This window comes from Endozoicomonas sp. Mp262 (assembly GCF_025643335.1).
Lineage (GTDB): Bacteria > Pseudomonadota > Gammaproteobacteria > Pseudomonadales > Endozoicomonadaceae > Endonucleibacter.
The window spans coordinates 4,310,081-4,329,376 of record NZ_CP092489.1; the positions used below are offsets into that span (position 1 = coordinate 4,310,081).

Genomic DNA, 19,296 nt, shown 5'->3' on the forward strand with positions numbered 1-19,296 from the left:
CTGACTACTTGCTCAGATGTGCTGCTTCGCTGCAACTCTGGTTACATAGGCCAACTATGCGCCCGCCGTTGCGCCTTGCATCACACCTAATCAATCAGCCAGAAATATAGGATTTCATCAGGCTAGGTACTTAAATAAAAAAAACCCGCCTCAAATGAAGCGGGTTTTTTTATATGGCGCGCTCGGGAGGATTCGAACCTCCGACCGCCTGGTTCGTAGCCAGGTACTCTATCCAGCTGAGCTACGAGCGCGTTACATAATCATCTTGAATGGCGGTGAGGGAGGGATTCGAACCCTCGATACGGCTACAAACCGTATACTCCCTTAGCAGGGGAGCGCCTTCAGCCTCTCGGCCACCTCACCGGGAACGAGAGCTATAGTACCTTGCTAAATTTTGATTGCAAGTTTTTTTGTCCGGATATTTTATAAACGAGCGAGGCTAAGAGCCTATTTATGAAATATCCGGGCTAAGCCGCGCCCGTTAGAAAACCGCAATTTGATAGCGCTGTTATGAGCGCGCTTTAGTAATCGCTTCGCTTAATAAACACATCAGGAATATCAGGTTTTCAAACGAGTTTTGGTTTAGCTCCGCCAGAAAGAGATAAACTGACGTATACCTCCCCCCGATAAAACTTCATACAACTGGATACAGGCATGGCGAGGAGCTCCAACGAAGGGCCGGGGTTCAGGTTACCGATACAATACGTAGCCAGAATGGGTAACTGGTATTAGTAGCGCCCTGCACCACTAACAGGCATAAAAAAACCCAGTTAACAAACCAGGCATTCAGAAAGAGAATCTATATCAACAATCAGCTAGAAATACTGATTTTTTTATAATCAAGCCGCACCTGTTACTTCTAATAGTTCTCAGAAATAATCGAGGTATCACCGTGCTCTTTTTCCTTTTGAATACGTTGGTAAATCTCTTCCCGATGTACAGCCACTTCCTTTGGTGCATTAACACCTATGCGCACCTGGTTACCCTTCACGCCCAGAACAGTGACAGTGACCTCGTCCCCAATCATCAGGGTTTCTCCTACACGACGAGTCAGAATCAGCATTACAATCTCCTTATTTACATCTCTGTAAGTCAACAACCGTCAATCCTGAGCACAGCAGCATTGATACATTTGCGTGCCTGAGATCTCTTTGTATCAGGAAAGCCTTTGAAGCCTTAAAGTCACGGCTTCTTAGCCTGTTTTAATACAGAAGAGCAGACAGCATAGCTTACTGCCTCAATACTGCCTTATACTCAGCTCAGGCAAAGCAGTATATGCCACCTCACCAGTTCATGCTTAAGAATCTTTTTCTACACAAGAAGTCTAGCGAGCAAAGTCAACATTACCATGCGTATTTGTACTTGACGGACACTTTAATTAAAACCTTTAAAAATCAAGCAATTATAAAATTAATACAGAAAAAACACACAATAGCGCAGCAAGCGCCAAGCAATAGCCAATCCTGTTAGCAGGCAGGGATGAACGTAACACCCCCAGCCTCACAATTGCCTCAGCTCTTGATAAAATTAGACATCTTTTGTCTCAACAGGTTCCTGATCCAGCTCAAACGTTGAGTGAAGCGCCCTGACAGCCAGCTCCAGGTACTTCTCGGCAATAACCACAGACACCTTGATTTCCGAGGTAGAAATAATTTCTATATTAATGCCTTCTGCCGCCAGTGCCTCAAACATCCGGGTAGCCACACCGGCATGGGATCTCATGCCGACACCAACAATGGAAACCTTGGCAATCCTGCTATTGCCATCATAGCGGCGAGCACCGAGTTCTTCAGCTATTGCACCCACCACCTCCATAGCCCGGTCATAATCATTGCGATGGACGGTAAAGGTAAAATCGGTAGTCTGATCCTCACCCACATTCTGGACTATCATATCCACTTCTATATTAGCCCGGCTTACCGGACCCAGGATACGGGAAGCGACTCCGGGAATATGTGGTACACCCTTGATAGTCAGTTTCGCTTCATCCCGGTTAAAAGCAATGCCCGAAACAACGGGTGATTCCATGGCATAGTCCTCCTCAAGGGTAATCAGGGTTCCCGGTCCCTCCTGAAAGGTATGAAGAACCCTCAAATTAACATTATATTTTCCTGCAAACTCCACTGCGCGGATCTGTAGCACCTTAGATCCCTGACTGGCCATTTCCAGCATTTCCTCAAAGGTCACCTTATCCAGCCGACGGGCCCCTTCAACCACCCGGGGGTCAGTGGTATAGACACCATCAACATCAGTGTAAATCTGGCATTCGTCAGCACTCAATGCTGCCGCAAGCGCCACCGCAGTGGTATCAGAGCCACCACGTCCCAGCGTCGTGATATTACCTTCCGCATCTTTTCCCTGAAAGCCGGCCACCACCACAACTCGCCCTTTATCAAGATCCTGGCGAATATTCCGGGTATCGATATGTTTGATTCGAGCCTTATTGAAAGCACTATCGGTGGTGATAGCCACCTGGGATCCGGTATAAGAACGTGCCGGACAGCCTATTTTGTTGAGGGCCATGCTTAATAAAGCGATGGTTACCTGCTCTCCGGTAGAAAGAATAACATCCATTTCCCTGGGCGTTGGATGGGGCTGTATGGTTGTGGCCAGATCAACCAGCCTGTTGGTTTCACCACCCATAGCGGAAACCACCACCACAATATCATGTCCTTGCTCCCTGAATCCCTTTACTTTTTCGGCGACGCGCTGGATACGTTCCAGGTCACCCACCGAGGTGCCACCAAATTTTTGTACTAACAGCGCCATTTTTATATCGTTCTATGTCTTTAAGCCGGATTTGGACTGTACCATGAACATCAGGCCCAGAAAATGACCTAACCTGTAAAAAAACGGGCCATCAACCCGTTTTTTCAGCGAATACCAGCCCGGATAGTTATAGCTTGCTTAATCCAGCGAAGCTGTTTCCAAAACGCAACTTCACCTGATCCATCAAACTACGATTTTCTAACCGGGCGCAGTTTAAAGGCCTATACCCGCTCTTCCAGCCATGCCGGAACAGATTTCAGGGCAGAAGACAGGTGCTCGGGCTGAGAACCTCCACCCTGGGCAAAGTCCGGACGGCCGCCACCTTTGCCACCTACCTGGGCGGCAACCATCTTCAGCAAATCACCGGCCTTTACCTTACCGGTCAAATCCGCTGTCACGCCCGCAGCCAACGGCACCTTGCCATTGCCCGGAGCAGCCAGCAGAACAACACCAGACCCCAGCTTGTTTTTAAGTTGATCCACCATATCCCTGAGAGATTTTGGATCAACCCCTTCCAGGGCAGTTGCCAATAGTTTCACTCCTTTAATATCCGCTACCCGGGACATCAAGTCAGCACTGCCACTGCTGGCCAGCTTCTGTTTGAGCCGGGCAATCTCCTTCTCCCTTTCCTTAATATCTGCCACTAACTGACTGATTTTTGTCGGTAGCTCTTCTGGCTTAACCTTCAGACTGCCACTGGCCTGCTGCAGCTCCTTAAGACGCCCCTGAACCCAGTGATCAGCTCCCTTGCCGGTAACCGCCTCAATACGACGAACCCCGGCTGCAATACCGGATTCACTGACAACGCGGAAAGCACCGATATCACCTGTTCGACTGGCATGGATACCACCACACAATTCCACAGAGAAACCGTCCACACCCATGGAAAGCACCCTGACCTCATCGGCGTATTTTTCGCCAAACAACGCCATGGCCCCCTTGGCCTTGGCGGTTTCCATATCCATCAGCTCAGTTTCAACGGGAGTATTGGCCCGAATCTGCCCGTTAACGATTCGCTCAATTTCACGCAGCTCTTCCGGCTTAACCGCTTCAAAGTGGGAGAAGTCAAAACGCAGGCGCTCCGGATTCACCAGAGATCCTTTTTGGGTGACATGATCCCCCAGAACACGTCTCAGGGCCGCATGTAAAAGATGGGTAGCAGAGTGATTCAAAGAGGTATCACCTCGCTGGTCTACCGCCACTTCCAGCTGAACCGTGTCACCTACCTGAAGGCTTGCCGTAATCCCCCCGAGCTTATGAACAAACACATCCCCCTGCTTTTGTGTATCCCGTACCTGCGCTGAACCGGTATTCCAGGTAACAGTACCGGTATCACCCACCTGGCCTCCGGATTCCGCATAGAAAGGCGTACGATCAACAATGGCAATGACACTGGCATCCTGACTGGATACCTGTTGCACCGCCTGCCAGGAACCCTCTTTCTTTTCTTTCTGTTCAGCAAACAGACCGGTAATCACTGCCTCACCGGAAACCTGTTCATAGCCGGTAAATTCCGTTTTACCATCAAAGTTCAGCTGGTCGTTATAATCCACGCCAAACTTACTGGCAGCACGGGCACGCTGGCGCTGGGCTTCAAGCGCCGTGTCAAACCCGGCTTTATCCACGATCATATTGCGCTCGCGGGCAATATCTTCAGTCAAGTCAACGGGAAAACCATAAGTGTCGTATAAGGTAAAGACGGTGTCACCGGGAATCACATTACCCTTCAGGCTGGCAAGACTTTCTTCCAGCAGGCGCATGCCTTTGCCCAGGGTCTTGGCAAACTGTTCTTCCTCCTGAAGCAAGGCCCGCTCAATAAGCGCCTGCTTGTTTTTCAGTTCCGGATAGGCGTCGCCCATAATCCGGACCAGAGAAGCCACCAGTTTGTGAAAGAACGCCCCTTCTGCTCCCAGTTTATGACCATGACGGCAAGCCCTGCGAATAATACGACGCAGTGTATACCCCCGGCCATCATTAGATGGCATCACGCCATCAGCCACCAGGAAGGTGCAGGAGCGAATATGGTCGGCAATCACGCGCAGGGATGCTTCTGTGGTATCCACACCGCCCACCAGCTGCGACGCATCACCCAAAAGCTCCTGGAACAGGTCGATCTCATAATTACTATGAACGCCCTGCATCACCGCTGCGATACGCTCCAACCCCATACCGGTATCAATGGAAGGTCTGGGTAATGGATGCATTTCACCATCGGCCGTCCGGTTAAACTGCATGAACACCATATTCCAGATTTCTATATAGCGGTCACCATCATCGTTTGGGCCACCGGGGGGATCCCCTGCAATATTTTCACCGTGGTCAAAGAAAATCTCACTGCAAGGGCCACAAGGACCGGTATCACCCATGGACCAGAAGTTATCCTTTTCACCCAGGCGGGAAAAACGGCTGGCATCCACTTTCATTTCTTTCAGCCAGATATCTTCCGCTTCCTGGTCATCCTTATACACTGTAATCCAGAGTTTCTCTTCCGGCAGTCCCAGCTTTTTGGTCAGGAAATCCCAGGCAAAGCCAATGGCCTCACGCTTGAAATAATCACCAAAGCTGAAATTACCCAGCATTTCAAAAAACGTATGGTGGCGAGCTGTATAACCGACATTTTCCAGGTCATTGTGCTTACCACCCGCCCGCACACACTTCTGGGATGTTGTGGCTCTGGAATAGTCACGCTTTTCCCGGCCAAGGAAAGTATCCTTGAACTGGTTCATTCCGGCATTGGTAAACAACAAGGTTGGGTCGTCGGCAGGTACTAGTGAACTACTGGTTACTACCTGATGCCCCCTTTCCCTGAAAAACTCAAGAAAGGCAGAGCGTATCTCAGAACTCTTCATACAATTTTTTCCCACTGGGGATATCTAAAGCAAAGCGGCATTATATAGCAGCAATGGCTTCCAGACGAGCCAGCAAACTGGAAGTATCCCAACGTCCCCCTTTCATATTCTGGACATCCTTATAAAATTGATCCACCAGTGCCGTCAACGGCAGTGAAGTCCCGGTGCGCTCTGCCTCATCCAGGCAAATGGCCAGGTCTTTGCGCATCCAGTCCACAGCAAAGCCATGATCATAGTGACCCTCCAGCATGGTTTGGTAGCGATTTTCCATTTGCCATGACTGGGCCGCTCCCTTGGAGATCACATCAACCACCGCGGCACCATCAAGCCCTGCCTTTTTAGCAAAATGCAGTCCTTCAGCCAGCCCCTGTACCACACCAGCAATACAGATCTGATTAACCATTTTAGTCAGCTGACCACTACCCACCTCACCCATAAGCCGAATGCTTCGGGCATAACACTCCATTACCGGAAACACTGTCTCAAATACCGGCTGGTCACCACCGCACATAATGGTCAACTGGCCATTTTCTGCCCCGGCCTGCCCTCCGGATACCGGTGCATCAATAAAACTAAAGCTTTTATCCTTTGCCTCTTTATACAGCGCCCTTGCCACTTCTGCCGAGGTGGTGGTATGGTCAACAAAGACACTCCCGGCCTTCATGCCATAAAAGGCACCTGCTGAACCCACAGTCACCTGTCGTAAATCCTCATCATTGCCGACACAGCAGAAAACAACGTCTGCTCCTTCTGCAGCCTGTTTTGGTGTTTCAGCCAATACCCCCTCATTTTCAGAAACCCACCGCTCGGCTTTTGACAGCGTTCTGTTATATACGGTTACATGATGACCTGCCCTGGCCAGAAATCCTGCCATGGGATAGCCCATGACGCCCAAGCCAATAAAAGCAACTTTTAACATCTTATACATCCTGATTTTTCAACATAGACACAGGAGACCACCGCCTCCCATGTCCTTATCAATCAGCCATTGAATGATTAAGCAGGCAGCTCATCCTTGCTTTTTTTACCTTTGGTTTCTTCGGCCTCTTCCGCAGTGGAAACCCCTAACAGCTCATTACGAATCAATCCTTCAATTTCAGCGGCAATTTCCTGGTTGTCTTCCAGGTACTGGCAGGCATTGGCCTTACCCTGACCAATCTTACTGCCTTTATAGGCATACCAGGCACCGGACTTATCCACCAGCTTCAGTTTAACGCCCAGATCCAGCACTTCGCCCATACGATAGATGCCCTTACCATACAGAATCTGGAACTCTGCCTGACGGAATGGCGGGGAGACCTTGTTTTTTACCACCTTGACCCGGGTCTCGTTACCCACTACTTCATCCCCGCTTTTTACCGCTCCGGTACGACGAATATCCAGACGTACAGACGAGTAAAACTTCAGGGCATTACCTCCGGTGGTGGTTTCAGGATTCCCGAACATCACACCGATCTTCATTCGAATCTGGTTAATAAAGATAACCAGACAGTTGGCATGCTTGATAGAACCGGTAATTTTACGCAGTGCCTGGGACATCAGCCGTGCCTGCAAGCCAACATGGGCATCGCCCATATCACCTTCGATCTCGGCCTTGGGCACCAGGGCAGCTACAGAGTCAACCACCACCACATCAACAGCACCGGAACGCACCAGCATATCGGTAATTTCCAGCGCCTGTTCGCCGGTATCCGGCTGGGATACGTAAAGGTCATCCACATTGGCACCCAGCTTTCTGGCATACTCAGGATCCAATGCATGTTCGGCGTCTACAAAAGCACAGGTGGCTCCCTGTTTCTGGGCCTCGGCAATCACACTGAGGGTCAGGGTGGTCTTACCGGATGACTCCGGCCCATAAATCTCAACAATCCGGCCCTTGGGTAAACCACCAATACCCAGTGCAATATCCAGTTGCAGTGAGCCGGTGGAAATCGCAGGAATGGCTTCCAGCTTCTGGTCACCCATACGCATTACAGCGCCTTTGCCGAACTGGCGCTCAATCTGACCCAACGCCGCCTGTAGTGCTTTTTTTCTATTCTCATCCATTGTTAAAAACCCGCCTCTACCTATTCAAAACTGTAAAATGCCATTTAAACATATACTGTATATTTGTCCAGTTTCCACAATTTATTCACCATCCCCCAGATTTTCAAGCAGCGCCACCAGTTCCTGCAAAGCCATAACCACTGACTGCTCACGAACAGCCTGCCGATCTCCCTCAAACAGAAACTGCTTAGCCACCACGCCAGATGGCAGTGCCCAACCGATCCAAACCAAACCTACGGGCTTTGTTTCACTACCGCCGCCAGGGCCGGCAATACCTGTAATAGCCAGGGCAATATCACTGCCAAGACAGTTAACCGCACCCGCTGCCATAGCCTTGGCCACCGCTTCACTCACTGCACCCCTTTTCTCAAGCACAGACCGGGGGACGCCCAATAACCGATGCTTAACGGCATTGGAGTAAGAGACAACCCCTCCCTCAAACCACCGTGAACTTCCCGGCATAGCAGTCAGCACTTCACTCACCCAGCCTCCCGTACAAGATTCTGCCGTGGCCAGCATTAAGTTCTTTTCAAGCAGCTGATTAGCAACCTGAGCCACCAATGCATCCAATGTAATACCCATAGATTTACCTGCTACAAAACATGGACTGTAGCGTGTTATGAATCATTGATACCATCAAAAATCCGGAAAAAAAACACCGTCATCAGCACCATAAAAACCACTGAAACAACCTGCGATAACGTTCCGGCAAGCAGCTCACTGGTTGTCACCCAGCCAGCAGCATTTGCCATCAGCCTATCCAGCGCCAGAGAGACCGTCCCCAGAAGCAATCCACCACCCACCAAGGGCCAAAAACAGGATCTGGTGCTTTCCCAGCTACGCTCAATACTATCAAGGGGACTCTTGCCGTCCAGGATGGTATAGAATTCTGAGAAGCCCAGCCGAATGGCAAAACAAATCCCGGGTAAAATCAGCAATACCAGCCCAAATAATACGGCCAGACTATACAGGATATAAACCAGAAACAGGCGCCACCACTCCTGGATCGAGATAAATAGATCACCTTCCGTATGATTAACGGCTTTATTAATATATTTAATCAGGCGACCCAGATAGACAGGCTGAAGCAAGGCAATCAGCAGAAACTCCAGCCAAAGCAGTGATGGAAAACTGCCAGCAAAATAACGAACGGTTAAACTGATTATCAACATGGCTACCAGATAGGGCATCAATAAAGTAGCAATAGACCACCGATGGTTATATGAAAAGACAAGGGAGTCTTTGAGCGCATCTTTCATAGGGTTTTATTATTCTGTTCATTTTATCGCTTTTATACCACCTATGGACTGGCCAGGACACTGCCAGTGCAAAATATAGCTGATTTGGCTGTTGAAGGCTTATCATACGCTCAACAGCCCCTGAACAATCTGGACAATGATCAATAAAAAAACAAGCACGGTAATAATGCCGGATAATTTTGCCTGACGGGCGCGACTCATGGGTTTTGCATACCGTTCAGTGACATGGATAACCACTATTAATGCAATCGCCAGTAATAATAAAATTCCCAATAGCTTCATAGCCTAATCACTCCAGCCCATCCCCATCTACAGAGTGTGATACTCTGAACACATCTTTACAATAGCGTCATCACCACCATGCACAAGCAGATTATCAACCGTCCCTTTAACCTGGAAAAGTGCCAGTTCCCTGCTGAAATAACACCTCTGATGGCGCGAATATACAGTGCCCGGGGCATTTATGACGAGAAAGGGCTCAACCGAAAGCTAAAAGATCTTCCTCACTATCAACAGCTAAAAGATATTGATAAAGCCACAGAAATCCTTGCCACCGCTATTACGTCACAGCAAAACATACTGATCGTGGGTGACTTTGACTGTGATGGCGCCACCAGCAGTGCCCTTGGCATCCTGGCTCTACAATCAATGGGTGCCAAGGCTGATTACCTGGTTCCCAACCGCTTTGAATACGGCTATGGGCTAACACCGGAGATTGTGGATACCATAGATACCCGTAAAGTGGATGTGCTGGTCACCGTAGATAATGGTATTTCCAGTATAGAAGGGGTAAAAGCCGCCAAAGCCGGAGGCATGAAAGTGGTTATCACCGACCACCACCTGGCCGGTGACACCTTGCCAGAGGCTGATGCCATTGTTAATCCGAATCAACCTGATTGCAGTTTTCCCGGCAAAAATACGGCAGGTGTCGGCATTATCTTTTTTGTCATGTGCGCCTTGCGCACTCAACTTCGGGAGCAAGGCTGGTTTAATAACCGGCCAGAACCCAACCTGGCAGAACTGCTTGACCTAGTGGCCCTGGGTACTGTTGCGGATGTAGTAAGTCTCGATGCCCATAACCGTATTCTGGTATTTCAGGGGCTGGCCCGAATCCGGGCTGGCCGCTGCCGGCCTGGCATCAAGGCACTGATTGATATTGCCGGTCGCGATCCAGGCAGGCTCTGTGCCGCAGACCTTGGCTTTGCCCTTGGCCCTCGCCTGAATGCCGCAGGCAGGCTTGATGATATGTCCACCGGCATTGAGCTGCTATTGACCGAGTCAGAAATCCGTGCCAGGGAACTGGCGGTAGAACTGGATTCCCTTAACCGTGAACGCAAAGATATTGAAGCCAGTATGCATACGGAAGCCATGGCCGAACTGGAGCAACTTGATTTAAAGGATAAGGAGAATAGCCCCTGGGGAGTCGCACTCTTTCAAAATGACTGGCATCAGGGTGTTGTGGGTATTCTGGCATCAAGAGTCAAAGAAAAACTCAATCGTCCGGTCATTGCCTTTGCTGAGGCGGATAATAATGAGATAAAAGGCTCTGCCCGTTCAATAACAGGTCTGCATATACGGGATACCCTGGACAGCATTGCCCGGGAACATCCCGGACTTATCATTAAATTTGGTGGACACGCCATGGCTGCCGGTCTTTCCATAAAAAAGGATGACTTTTCCCGGTTTAAAAAAGCATTCGACCAGGCTGTGAGAGCACAGTTAAATCCGGAAGATTTAAAGGCCACTATTTACACCGATGGTGCACTGGATTCGCAGGATATCACTATGGCAACCGCCATCACCTTGAGAGAAGGTGGCCCCTGGGGGCAAAATTTTCCAGAACCTACCTTTGATGGTCGCTTTCAGGTCATTCAGCAACGCCTGGTTGGACAGAAGCACCTGAAGCTAGTGCTAAAAATCCCCGGATCAGAAACCTGGCTGGATGCCATTGCCTTTAATATTGACACCCGCCACTGGCCAAACCCTTCAGTGTCCCACCTGAAGGTGGTCTATAAACTGGATATTAATGAATACCGGGGTCAACAAAATCTTCAATTGATGATTAACCACTTCCAGCCCGCTGCGGATAAAGCCAGCACTTCTTAGCATCATTCCTTTATATAACAGTTCCTTCAGAGTGCTGTAGGAACTGGCTACAGCGCTTGTAGTTATTACCCCATCACTGCCCGGGATTCCATATTTTCCTCAACAGCGATACCACCCATAAAAATAAATGATAATTATTTGCATTTAGCAATCACTATAAGTAACATAATCTACACCTTAACTGGCAAGTCAATCCAGTCCATATCAGTCCCAATAGGCACCCGTATTTGCAGCAAGGATTCCAGAAAAATTAAAGACTGCACTGGCAACCCTGTTGAGCCAATAGAGAACCCTTTACTTTCCAACCATCAGGCCCTGAAGTGGTAGCCGTAAAAAATGAGTTTATTCCAACATCCCAAAAGCCAGTTAGCGGTTGCTATCATGGCAGTGACTGCCTCTATATCCCAGGCCGGAGAAACCCCGACCCTGCTTGATAAGGTGACGGTTACCGCCACCCGAACTGAACGCACCCTGGATGATGTTGCCAGCAGCGTGTCCGTTACCACAACTGATGATGCCGAGAGGAACATGGCGCAGGATATCCGCGACCTGGTGAAGTATGAACCTGGTGTCAATGTCAGCAGTGATAGTCGCTTCGGGCTTGGCAGTTTCAACATACGGGGGATGGATCAGAACAGGGTCAAGATTACCGTTGATGGTGTGGATCAGGCCAAAGCCTTTGGTTATGAAAGAACCTTACAGTCCCAACGCAATTTCTTTGATATTGATAACATGAAAGTACTGGAAATTGTTAAAGGACCTACCTCCAGTGTGCATGGCAGCGACGCCATCGGTGGTGTTGTGTCGTTTATAACCAAAGATCCTTCCGACTACCTTAAGATTGAAGGGGATGATAGCTATGCCTCTATAAAAGCAGGTTACCGTGGTGCTGACTCCAGCTTTAGTGAAACCCTTACGCTGGCCAACCGTACCAATGACCTTGAAAGCCTTCTGGTGTACACCCGCAGGGATGGAAAAGAGCAAAAAACCTATGGTGGCCGAGGGGGCGATGGAGAAAGCCGGGAGCAGGCTGATCCATTAAAGTATTCAAGCGACAGCCTGCTGGGCAAACTCCAGTATCAGCTCAATGATAGCAACCGTATCGGGTTTACAGGAGAATGGCTGGGTCGCCGCTCTCAATCAGATTTGCTGTCTATGCAGGATTACACCATTGTTGATGTGGCTATAAACGGCACGCCAATGGTTTCAAGGGTCTACAGTGATAATGTAGCCGATGACACCGTTGAAAGAACCCGCATGGGATTTTTTCATGAATGGGATGCTAATCTGAAAGCCTTTGACAGAATGAAGTGGTCAGTAGACTGGCAGGAAAGCAACACCACCCAGAAAACCTCAGATACGTTTGAAAGTATTATTAAATTTCCCGGAGGCACCCACACCAAAAGAAATCGACACAAGACGTACAGCTATAATGAAGAATCCATTCAGGCCGACTTTCTATTTAATAAATTACTGCCCTTTGGATCAACCGATCACTATCTGACCTATGGCACTAATTTTGAGCAAAAACAAATCAGCAATAAAAATAAAATCATTAATGGCATTACACAGAATGTAGACACCGGTGAGATCACCAAGCCTGAGGATGTTACCTACGAAAACTGGATGCCCAAGGTAACCATTAACCAATATAGCGCCTTTTTACAGGATGAAATGGGGTTCTTCAACGATCAACTGCTGGTAACTCCCGGAATTCGCTATGATCATTTCCAGGAAAAAATAAAGTCAACAGATCACTATGATAATAACGGTATCAGTAGCGCTGATATCAAAGATGCCTCCTATGACAGCTGGACAGCCAGGCTGGGAAGTGTGTATGAGCTAAATGACACCTGGTCTGCTTTTGCACAATACAGCCAGGGCTTTAGGGCCCCTGATATGTTCTCCAAATACTTTGCCTATTCCCCCTCTGAAATGCCTGGCGTAAAGGTCATCGCCAACCCAGACCTGAAACCCGAGAAAAGCGATACCTTTGAGCTTGGCCTGAGAGCTAACAATCAGCTGGGCAGCATGGAAGTGACCGGTTTTTATAATCAGTACAAAAACTTTATTGAAGAGCGCTGCATAGAGAATTGCGGCGCAGTATCCGGGACATTCCAATACCAGAACCTCAGTGAAGCCACCATTTACGGGGCTGAATTTAAAGGAATGCTCTGGCTTGACCAGATGCTTTCAGCACCTGTTGGAACACGACTCAATACAGCTATTGCCTGGTCCAGGGGACGGGGAACCAAGGTGGATGACAATGGCAATATTCGCAAGGATGAGCCATTAAATACTATTTCGCCATTAACCGCAGTGATTGGCCTTGGCTACGATGCACCTTCAGGAACGTGGGGGTCAGATCTTGTCTGGACACTGGAGGCAGGCAAGGATTCCGATGACATATCCAGCCTCGGCGATGTTAATACTGACGGTAATCAGGGTGAAGAACATTTTGCATCACCAGGCTATGGTTTAGTTGACCTCACCGTATACTACAAACCCTACAAGGGTATAACCGTTAATGCCGGTATTTTTAACATAACCAATAAGCAGTATTGGGTATGGAACGATGTTAGAAACCTCACCACTTCATATCAGGGCCTGAATCGTTATACCCAGCCCGGCCGTAATTATTCCGTCAGCATCAAGTGGGAAGTTTAACCACGCCATTTTTATCCATAGAGGCAGGTACTTGAACCTGTCCCTGTGGACGTCAGATTATTTTTATAGTGTCGATAGGAGGCAAGAAATTCGGTTACTACAATATGAGCGACCGGGATACCCCTCTGAAAGGTCATCTTAAGCTGGATGGCTTCAGTAAAATTGCCCTGGTATCCAAACCTTTTCATGGCGTCAATACAAAGTCCGTGCAATTTTTCAGTCATAGCGGTAAAACCGTGTTCAAATTGTATATTCGTCGCAACAAAGACAAGAGCTTTGTTGCAGAACAACTGAAAAAATTTGAAGTGCTGAAACAACTGGCTGTATGAGAAAACTGACTGAGCCGCTGACCGGTGCTTTGCTCTATGAGCATCGCACGATCATCGCAATGACCCATATTTATTGTGCCCATCATCATAAGCAGGCACAAAAAACCGGCCCTCTGTGTGATGACTGTGGTGAATTTATCGATTTTGCCGGTTTCCGGCTCAGTAAGTGCCCTTATGGTCAGGCTAAGCCTGTATGCCAGCACTGCCCCATTCATTGCTATAAAAAAGACATGAAGGAAAAGGCCAGGATCATTATGCGCTACGGTGGCCCCCGAATGCTGCTAAAACACCCCATCATGGCCATCAGGCATTTATGGCATGCCCGTAAGCCTGTCCCTGAGCTACCTAAAAAGCGAAAACGCGCTCACTAAGTGTATACTATGAAAAAAACCGCCCACGTTGGCATTCCTGACTATGCCTTCAAGTACCCTGATCCTCTGACAGCATTATAGAAAGGACTGTTACCACTATGCTTCGTCTTTTTCTGGTACTAACAGGCACCCTATCCCTGGCTCTGGGCGTGTTAGGGATCGTCCTGCCCCTGCTACCGACCACACCCTTTATACTTCTGTCAGCCTATTGTTTTGCCCGATCCAGCAACCGGTTGCACCGATGGTTGCGATCACACCGATGGTTTGGCAAGCTACTGACTAACTGGGAAAAGCATAGGGGTATGCAGGCTTCCCATAAACGCAGAGCCCTATGGCTTACGGTGTTCAGTTTTGCACTCAGTATTTATCTGGCCCCCCTCCTGGAAGTTCGGCTGTTACTGGTATTTATTGCTATTTGTGTATTAACCGGAATTTCAAGGATTTCTGTTATTTCTGAAACCTGAAAAACTTGCCATGCTCATTACTGTACCAGGGGCAAGTCATACGCCTCAGCGGGGCGATACCAGTCCAGATTTTTATGTAACCGCACAACATCACCAATAACAATCAAAGAGGGCGGTTCTATTTGAACCTTTTGGGCAATACGGCTGATGGTTGCCAAGGTTCCTGTCACCGTTTTTTGTCTCTCGGTTGTACCACGATGAATAATGGCCACTGGTCGTTCAGGAGAGCACCCCTCAGCCATCAGGTTTTGGCATATTTTCTCCAGATTTTTTATACCCATATAAAAAACCAGGGTTTGCTGAGTATCCTTCAGCTCTGTCCAGGGCATTTTTGTAGAACCCGCTTTACCATGACCGGTAATAAACCGCACTGAGTGGGCATAGTCCCGATGGGTTAAGGGGATTCCAGCATAACTGGCACAACCTGAAGCCGCGGTAATACCCGGCACTACCTGAAACGGTACATCATGTGCCGCCAACACCTCCAGCTCTTCGCCCCCCCGGCCAAAAATAAAAGGATCGCCGCCTTTTAATCTAACCACCCGTTTTCCGTCTCTGGCAAATTCAATCATCATGCTGTTTATTCGTTCCTGAGGTACGGCATGGCAACAGCTTTTTTTACCGACATAAATAAACTCGGCATCCCGACGGCACAACTCAACAATTTCATGGCTTACCAAATTGTCATATAAGACAATGTCAGCTTTTTGCATGAGTCTCAGTGCTTTAAACGTCAAAAGATCAGGATCACCCGGTCCAGCTCCCACTAAATAGACTTCACCAGAGTCTTTTTTGTCGGGATTCTGTAGCTTTTTCCGGATTAATTGTTCTGCCGTGTGGGTATTCCCCGACAAAACAGATTCAGTAATTTCACCATCATAAACCGCCTCCCAAAACCTGCGCCGCTCGCTAAGGTGCTTAAATCGCATTTTCACCTGTTGGCGAAAGCGGGCGGAAAGCTCGGCCAACCTGCCCAGCCCCTGAGGCAACAATCCCTCAAGCCGGGTTCTGATATTCCTGGCTAGTACCGGTGCCGTTCCCCCACTGGAAACAGCGACCATAATCGGTGAACGATCAATAATGGCTGGCATTATCACAGTACATAACTCTGGCTGATCAACCACATTAACAGGTTTCTGCTGTTTAGATGCCAATTCTGCCACTTGCTGATTGACCATAGGCTGATCGGTGGCAGCAATAACCAACGCCATACCCTCTAAATCAGAGGGTTGAAAAGCACGTTTCTCCAGGGTGACTGATGATTCTGCGATAATTCTTAGCATTTCGTCGCAGAGGTAGGGGGAGACCAGATGGATAGTTGCTCCGGCACTTATTAATAGTCGTGCTTTACGACAGGCAATACTACCGCCACCCACTAACAGGCAGGGGCGGCCATTTAGATCATGAAAGAGGGGAAGGAAATTCACAGGCAGACTTATATAGAATAAAGAAGAAGAAAACACCGGGTAAAGGCAACCCGGAGTCAATAGAAGCAGAGAGCTTTTAATGAGTGGCAGTGGCTTTTTTAACATGCATATTGGCAGCATACTCATTTTCGAGCCAGTACATCCGATCAGCCACCATGGCTTCAGGATTCAGCACCACATCCTTCAAAGCCCACTCTCTGAACTTCTTATATCCTGCTTTATCAATCAAGTGCCCCATATGCAGATATTTTGGTGAGCCATCCAGCATGTGGGCAGAGAATTTCCAGATATTATTGATAACACCAACAATAACATCCTCTGTTACCCAGTTAAGAAAAATCTTGCCAATGCGTGGGGTCATTTTCGACGTCCGGCCTCCCAGCTTGACCATATATAATTGCTTGGGATCACGACGCCAGGCCAGCATGGGACAAACCGTGGCACACTCACCACAGCCAATGCATTTGGTAACTTCCTTTGCTACTTTTCCCTGATCCATATGCAGACAGTTAACCGCATGATGACTGCAAACTTCAACACACTTTGCACAACCAATGCAGCGATTGCGGTCATAAATCATTTCAGCAACGCCGAAAATTCCAATATCCGCCACATTTGCTTTTGCACAATCCTGAGGGCAACCGGCAATAACCGTTTTCAGGTGATAGGCTTGGGGGTAAATTAGCTTTTCCATTCGCTGGGCAAGCCCCGTCGTATCAATATTAGCTTTGACACAAATACGATTTCCCATACAGGCAACAATATTACGTCCCCCAATGGTCTTGTATCCAGCGTCAATGTCATCCTGCTTTACCCCGCAGAGATCCACTGTCATCTCTTTGATAAACGGCGCAATCATCGCATTGACTTTATCCACATCATTATAATGTATGCCTGGTATTGCCAGCTTTTGACGAGTATTCAGGTGAATAGTGCCGTTGCCGTATTTCTGTGCCACATCTCTGGCAATATCCAACAAATGGGCAGGCATGATACCGCCGGGGATGCGCAGGCTTAGCATGGCTTCCCCCCGGGTTTTGGTAAATCGGTACTCGTTGTTGGCCCGCAGTTTAACAATATCTACATCTAAAGGCATTTTGTACGTCCCCTAATCCACAAGATGTTTAGCCTGGTCATAACGGAATACGGGACCGTCAATGCAGATATATGTATCACCTACACGACAATGACCGCATTTACCCACAGCACAGGCCATACGACGCTCATGAGAAACCCAAATACGATCCTCTCGTGCTCCGCGTTCAAGCAGGCCTTCAACAGTACAGTGAATCATCATGGGTGGACCTACCACAACAAAGTGGTGACTCATGGGGTCTTGATAGTTTATTTTATCCAAATGAGCCGTCACCAAGCCTACCGTTTCACCTAAACCCGGATCTCCGTTATCCAGTGTAACAATGGTGTTAAATTTTTCTTGCCAAACAGAAATATCATCATGGAACAGAATCATATCCCGATTTCTGAATCCCACAATCACATTCATCTCCCTGATGTGATCACGATTTCGCATAAAATAATTAATCACCGAACGGGCCGGGGCAACACCGGTTCCACCGGCAATCACTGTCAGGTTTTTGCCAATATACTCTTCCTTAACCGGATAACCATTCCCCATGGGGCCACGGAGAAAAATAGTATCCCCCTCTTGCAGTTCAAAGAGTTCACTGGTGACCTTGCCAACATTACGGATAACCAGCTCCACCCAACCTTCACCAAAGTCTGAAATAGAGATCGGACATTCCCCCACAAGCGGCAGGGATACTTCCACAAATTTATCAAACCCTCCCTCAAAATCCACGGGTACCCGGAAAGTCCATTCCATGGGAGTATGCCGTATAATTTTCTCAATGGTATAAGGCCTGGGAATATAGTGATTCTGGGCTTCAGCAACAGCCTCAAGTGCCTGTGCCGGATCAAAATTACGAACGCTATTCATCACAGCAGGCCTCCTTTAGTGCCTCTGTAGTATTCTGAACCATCTGAGCAAAGGAAATATATTGAGGACAGCGATCATCGCAGCGGCCACAACCCACACACATGGTTTCCCCAAAACGGGCCTTGTGGTCTACCATTTTGTGCATTAACCGATAACGGAGACGCTCACCTTTACGATCACGATAGGAATGCCCCCCCGCCATATCAGAAAAATGAGGGATTATACAGGATGACCATACCCGCTGACGCTCACCGACTCTTGCATTCTCGTTATAAGTCACATCGTTAACACTGTAACAGCTACACGTCGGGCAGGATGTTGTACAACGACCACACTCTATACAACGATGGTCGTACTGATCCCACAGGGGATGTTTTATCAGAATATCCCGAACTTCCTGACTACTCAGGCTCAGGCTATCAGGCAGATCAACCGAAAAAGTATTTTCCCTGACAAACTCCGGTTCAAAACCATCTTCTAGACCCTCAACAGAAAAGGCATTCATTAGCCCTTCGTCTTTGGCAAGAACTGAAGCACCGTCCTTGTTGAAACGGAAGGCAACATCATAGTTTTCAGAGACATTGGCTCCCATGGTGACACAAAAACAGCTGTCCCAGCTTTCCTGACACTCCAGCAGCGCAAACTTAACCTTTTCCCGTAGCCGTTGATAGTAAAAGTCCGCATTACCACCATTATGCAAAAATATATCATCCAGGCGCTTTATACCATGCATATCGCAGGAACGAAGGAATATCAGAATTTTTCGGGGATCCACCGTTGAAGCAATCAAACGGTCTTCATTAAAATGAAACAACGTTTGAGTGATTGGGCTAACAATTTCCTTTGGTGAAAAGTGTGACTTTTCATCCCAAACAATATCCTCGACTCTTTTAACCTCACCATATTGAATGTTATCCGTATTGGAAAATCGGCCACCCGCCTTAATTCTAACAGGCGCAAACACCTGAAAATCATTATTCAAACGTTTAAAAACGCTATTAATTTCAGCATTATTGAGATATACCCCCATATTTTATTATTTCACCTCATTA

General features: G+C 48.1%; 17 protein-coding genes and 2 tRNA genes. 5 read left to right on the forward strand and 14 right to left on the reverse strand.

Features of this window, described 5'->3' with window-relative positions:
* Positions 1–174: 174 nt before the first annotated feature.
* The 10 genes from MJ595_RS19020 to MJ595_RS19065 all read right to left on the reverse strand — a co-directional run bounded on the left by MJ595_RS19020 (position 175) and on the right by MJ595_RS19065 (position 9,205).
* Positions 175–251: transfer RNA gene (locus MJ595_RS19020), tRNA-Arg, on the reverse strand.
* Positions 252–270: 19 nt separating this feature from the next.
* Positions 271–363 (reverse strand) — tRNA-Ser (locus MJ595_RS19025).
* 496 nt (positions 364–859) lie between these two features.
* Positions 860–1,063 carry a carbon storage regulator CsrA gene (gene csrA / locus MJ595_RS19030; protein ID WP_263079648.1) on the reverse strand — a complete coding sequence of 68 codons (204 nt, stop codon included), beginning with the start codon at positions 1,061–1,063 and terminating at the stop codon, positions 860–862.
* 464 nt (positions 1,064–1,527) lie between these two features.
* Positions 1,528–2,769, reverse strand: a complete 1,242-nt coding sequence (locus MJ595_RS19035) for an aspartate kinase (protein ID WP_263079649.1) — start codon at positions 2,767–2,769, stop codon at positions 1,528–1,530.
* A gap of 221 nt (positions 2,770–2,990) precedes the next feature.
* Positions 2,991–5,618: an alanine--tRNA ligase gene (gene alaS / locus MJ595_RS19040; RefSeq protein ID WP_263079650.1), complete on the reverse strand. Its 2,628-nt coding sequence runs from the start codon at positions 5,616–5,618 to the stop codon at positions 2,991–2,993.
* 40 nt (positions 5,619–5,658) lie between these two features.
* Positions 5,659–6,546 (reverse strand): NAD(P)-dependent oxidoreductase, encoded by an 888-nt coding sequence (locus tag MJ595_RS19045; RefSeq protein WP_263079651.1) that lies wholly within the window; start codon positions 6,544–6,546, stop codon positions 5,659–5,661.
* Between the two features lie 68 nt (positions 6,547–6,614).
* Entirely contained in the window at positions 6,615–7,664 is a 1,050-nt protein-coding gene (gene recA / locus MJ595_RS19050; RefSeq protein WP_263079652.1) for a recombinase RecA, read from the reverse strand.
* Between the two features lie 81 nt (positions 7,665–7,745).
* On the reverse strand, positions 7,746–8,246 hold the full coding sequence (locus MJ595_RS19055) for a CinA family protein (protein ID WP_263079654.1): 501 nt from the start codon (positions 8,244–8,246) through the stop codon (positions 7,746–7,748).
* 35 nt (positions 8,247–8,281) lie between these two features.
* The gene (locus MJ595_RS19060; RefSeq protein ID WP_263079656.1) at positions 8,282–8,923 is read right to left on the reverse strand and encodes a hypothetical protein; all 642 of its coding nucleotides are present in this window, start codon (positions 8,921–8,923) and stop codon (positions 8,282–8,284) included.
* A gap of 102 nt (positions 8,924–9,025) precedes the next feature.
* Positions 9,026–9,205, reverse strand: a complete 180-nt coding sequence (locus MJ595_RS19065; protein ID WP_263079657.1) for a hypothetical protein — start codon at positions 9,203–9,205, stop codon at positions 9,026–9,028.
* 78 nt (positions 9,206–9,283) lie between these two features.
* On the opposite strand from MJ595_RS19065, the gene recJ reads away from it, so the two are divergent.
* The 5 genes from recJ (at position 9,284) to MJ595_RS19090 (ending at position 14,860) form a co-directional block, all read left to right on the forward strand.
* Complete coding sequence (recJ, locus tag MJ595_RS19070) at positions 9,284–11,029, forward strand: single-stranded-DNA-specific exonuclease RecJ (protein ID WP_263079658.1); 1,746 nt, start codon at positions 9,284–9,286, stop codon at positions 11,027–11,029.
* Between the two features lie 336 nt (positions 11,030–11,365).
* Complete coding sequence (locus MJ595_RS19075; protein WP_263079659.1) at positions 11,366–13,696, forward strand: TonB-dependent hemoglobin/transferrin/lactoferrin family receptor; 2,331 nt, start codon at positions 11,366–11,368, stop codon at positions 13,694–13,696.
* A gap of 68 nt (positions 13,697–13,764) precedes the next feature.
* A complete protein-coding gene (locus MJ595_RS19080) occupies positions 13,765–14,025 on the forward strand; it encodes a hypothetical protein (protein WP_263079660.1) in 261 nt (86 codons plus the stop codon).
* Complete coding sequence (locus MJ595_RS19085) at positions 14,022–14,396, forward strand: nitrous oxide-stimulated promoter family protein (RefSeq protein WP_263079662.1); 375 nt, start codon at positions 14,022–14,024, stop codon at positions 14,394–14,396. The genes MJ595_RS19080 and MJ595_RS19085 overlap by 4 nt, the downstream gene beginning before the upstream one ends.
* Before the next feature lie 98 nt (positions 14,397–14,494).
* Positions 14,495–14,860, forward strand: coding sequence for a YbaN family protein (locus MJ595_RS19090; RefSeq protein ID WP_263079663.1), 366 nt, complete (start codon positions 14,495–14,497; stop codon positions 14,858–14,860).
* 17 nt (positions 14,861–14,877) lie between these two features.
* On the opposite strand, the gene cysG is transcribed toward MJ595_RS19090, so the two are convergent.
* The 4 genes from cysG to asrA all read right to left on the reverse strand — a co-directional run bounded on the left by cysG (position 14,878) and on the right by asrA (position 19,274).
* Positions 14,878–16,287 carry a siroheme synthase CysG gene (gene cysG / locus MJ595_RS19095; protein ID WP_263322547.1) on the reverse strand — a complete coding sequence of 470 codons (1,410 nt, stop codon included), beginning with the start codon at positions 16,285–16,287 and terminating at the stop codon, positions 14,878–14,880.
* A 76-nt stretch (positions 16,288–16,363) separates the two neighbouring features.
* Positions 16,364–17,383 (reverse strand): sulfite reductase subunit C, encoded by a 1,020-nt coding sequence (gene asrC, locus MJ595_RS19100; protein WP_263079664.1) that lies wholly within the window; start codon positions 17,381–17,383, stop codon positions 16,364–16,366.
* A gap of 12 nt (positions 17,384–17,395) precedes the next feature.
* The gene (gene asrB / locus MJ595_RS19105; RefSeq protein ID WP_263079665.1) at positions 17,396–18,244 is read right to left on the reverse strand and encodes an anaerobic sulfite reductase subunit AsrB; all 849 of its coding nucleotides are present in this window, start codon (positions 18,242–18,244) and stop codon (positions 17,396–17,398) included.
* A complete protein-coding gene (gene asrA, locus MJ595_RS19110) occupies positions 18,237–19,274 on the reverse strand; it encodes an anaerobic sulfite reductase subunit AsrA (RefSeq protein ID WP_263079666.1) in 1,038 nt (345 codons plus the stop codon). Before asrA ends, asrB begins: the two co-directional genes overlap by 8 nt.
* Between the last annotated feature and the right edge of the window lie 22 nt (positions 19,275–19,296).

Bases quoted from the DNA above. Each gene is read 5' to 3' on its own strand.
- csrA (WP_263079648.1), bottom strand. From the start codon at position 1,063: ATGCTGATTCTGACTCGTCGTGTAGGAGAAACCCTGATGATTGGGGAC.
- MJ595_RS19035 (WP_263079649.1), bottom strand. From the start codon at position 2,769: ATGGCGCTGTTAGTACAAAAATTTGGTGGCACCTCGGTGGGTGACCTG.
- alaS (WP_263079650.1), bottom strand. From the start codon at position 5,618: ATGAAGAGTTCTGAGATACGCTCTGCCTTTCTTGAGTTTTTCAGGGAA.
- MJ595_RS19045 (WP_263079651.1), bottom strand. From the start codon at position 6,546: ATGTATAAGATGTTAAAAGTTGCTTTTATTGGCTTGGGCGTCATGGGC.
- recA (WP_263079652.1), bottom strand. From the start codon at position 7,664: ATGGATGAGAATAGAAAAAAAGCACTACAGGCGGCGTTGGGTCAGATT.
- MJ595_RS19055 (WP_263079654.1), bottom strand. From the start codon at position 8,246: ATGGGTATTACATTGGATGCATTGGTGGCTCAGGTTGCTAATCAGCTG.
- MJ595_RS19060 (WP_263079656.1), bottom strand. From the start codon at position 8,923: ATGAAAGATGCGCTCAAAGACTCCCTTGTCTTTTCATATAACCATCGG.
- MJ595_RS19065 (WP_263079657.1), bottom strand. From the start codon at position 9,205: ATGAAGCTATTGGGAATTTTATTATTACTGGCGATTGCATTAATAGTG.
- recJ (WP_263079658.1), top strand. From the start codon at position 9,284: ATGCACAAGCAGATTATCAACCGTCCCTTTAACCTGGAAAAGTGCCAG.
- MJ595_RS19075 (WP_263079659.1), top strand. From the start codon at position 11,366: ATGAGTTTATTCCAACATCCCAAAAGCCAGTTAGCGGTTGCTATCATG.
- MJ595_RS19085 (WP_263079662.1), top strand. From the start codon at position 14,022: ATGAGAAAACTGACTGAGCCGCTGACCGGTGCTTTGCTCTATGAGCAT.
- MJ595_RS19090 (WP_263079663.1), top strand. From the start codon at position 14,495: ATGCTTCGTCTTTTTCTGGTACTAACAGGCACCCTATCCCTGGCTCTG.
- asrC (WP_263079664.1), bottom strand. From the start codon at position 17,383: ATGCCTTTAGATGTAGATATTGTTAAACTGCGGGCCAACAACGAGTAC.
- asrB (WP_263079665.1), bottom strand. From the start codon at position 18,244: ATGAATAGCGTTCGTAATTTTGATCCGGCACAGGCACTTGAGGCTGTT.
- asrA (WP_263079666.1), bottom strand. From the start codon at position 19,274: ATGGGGGTATATCTCAATAATGCTGAAATTAATAGCGTTTTTAAACGT.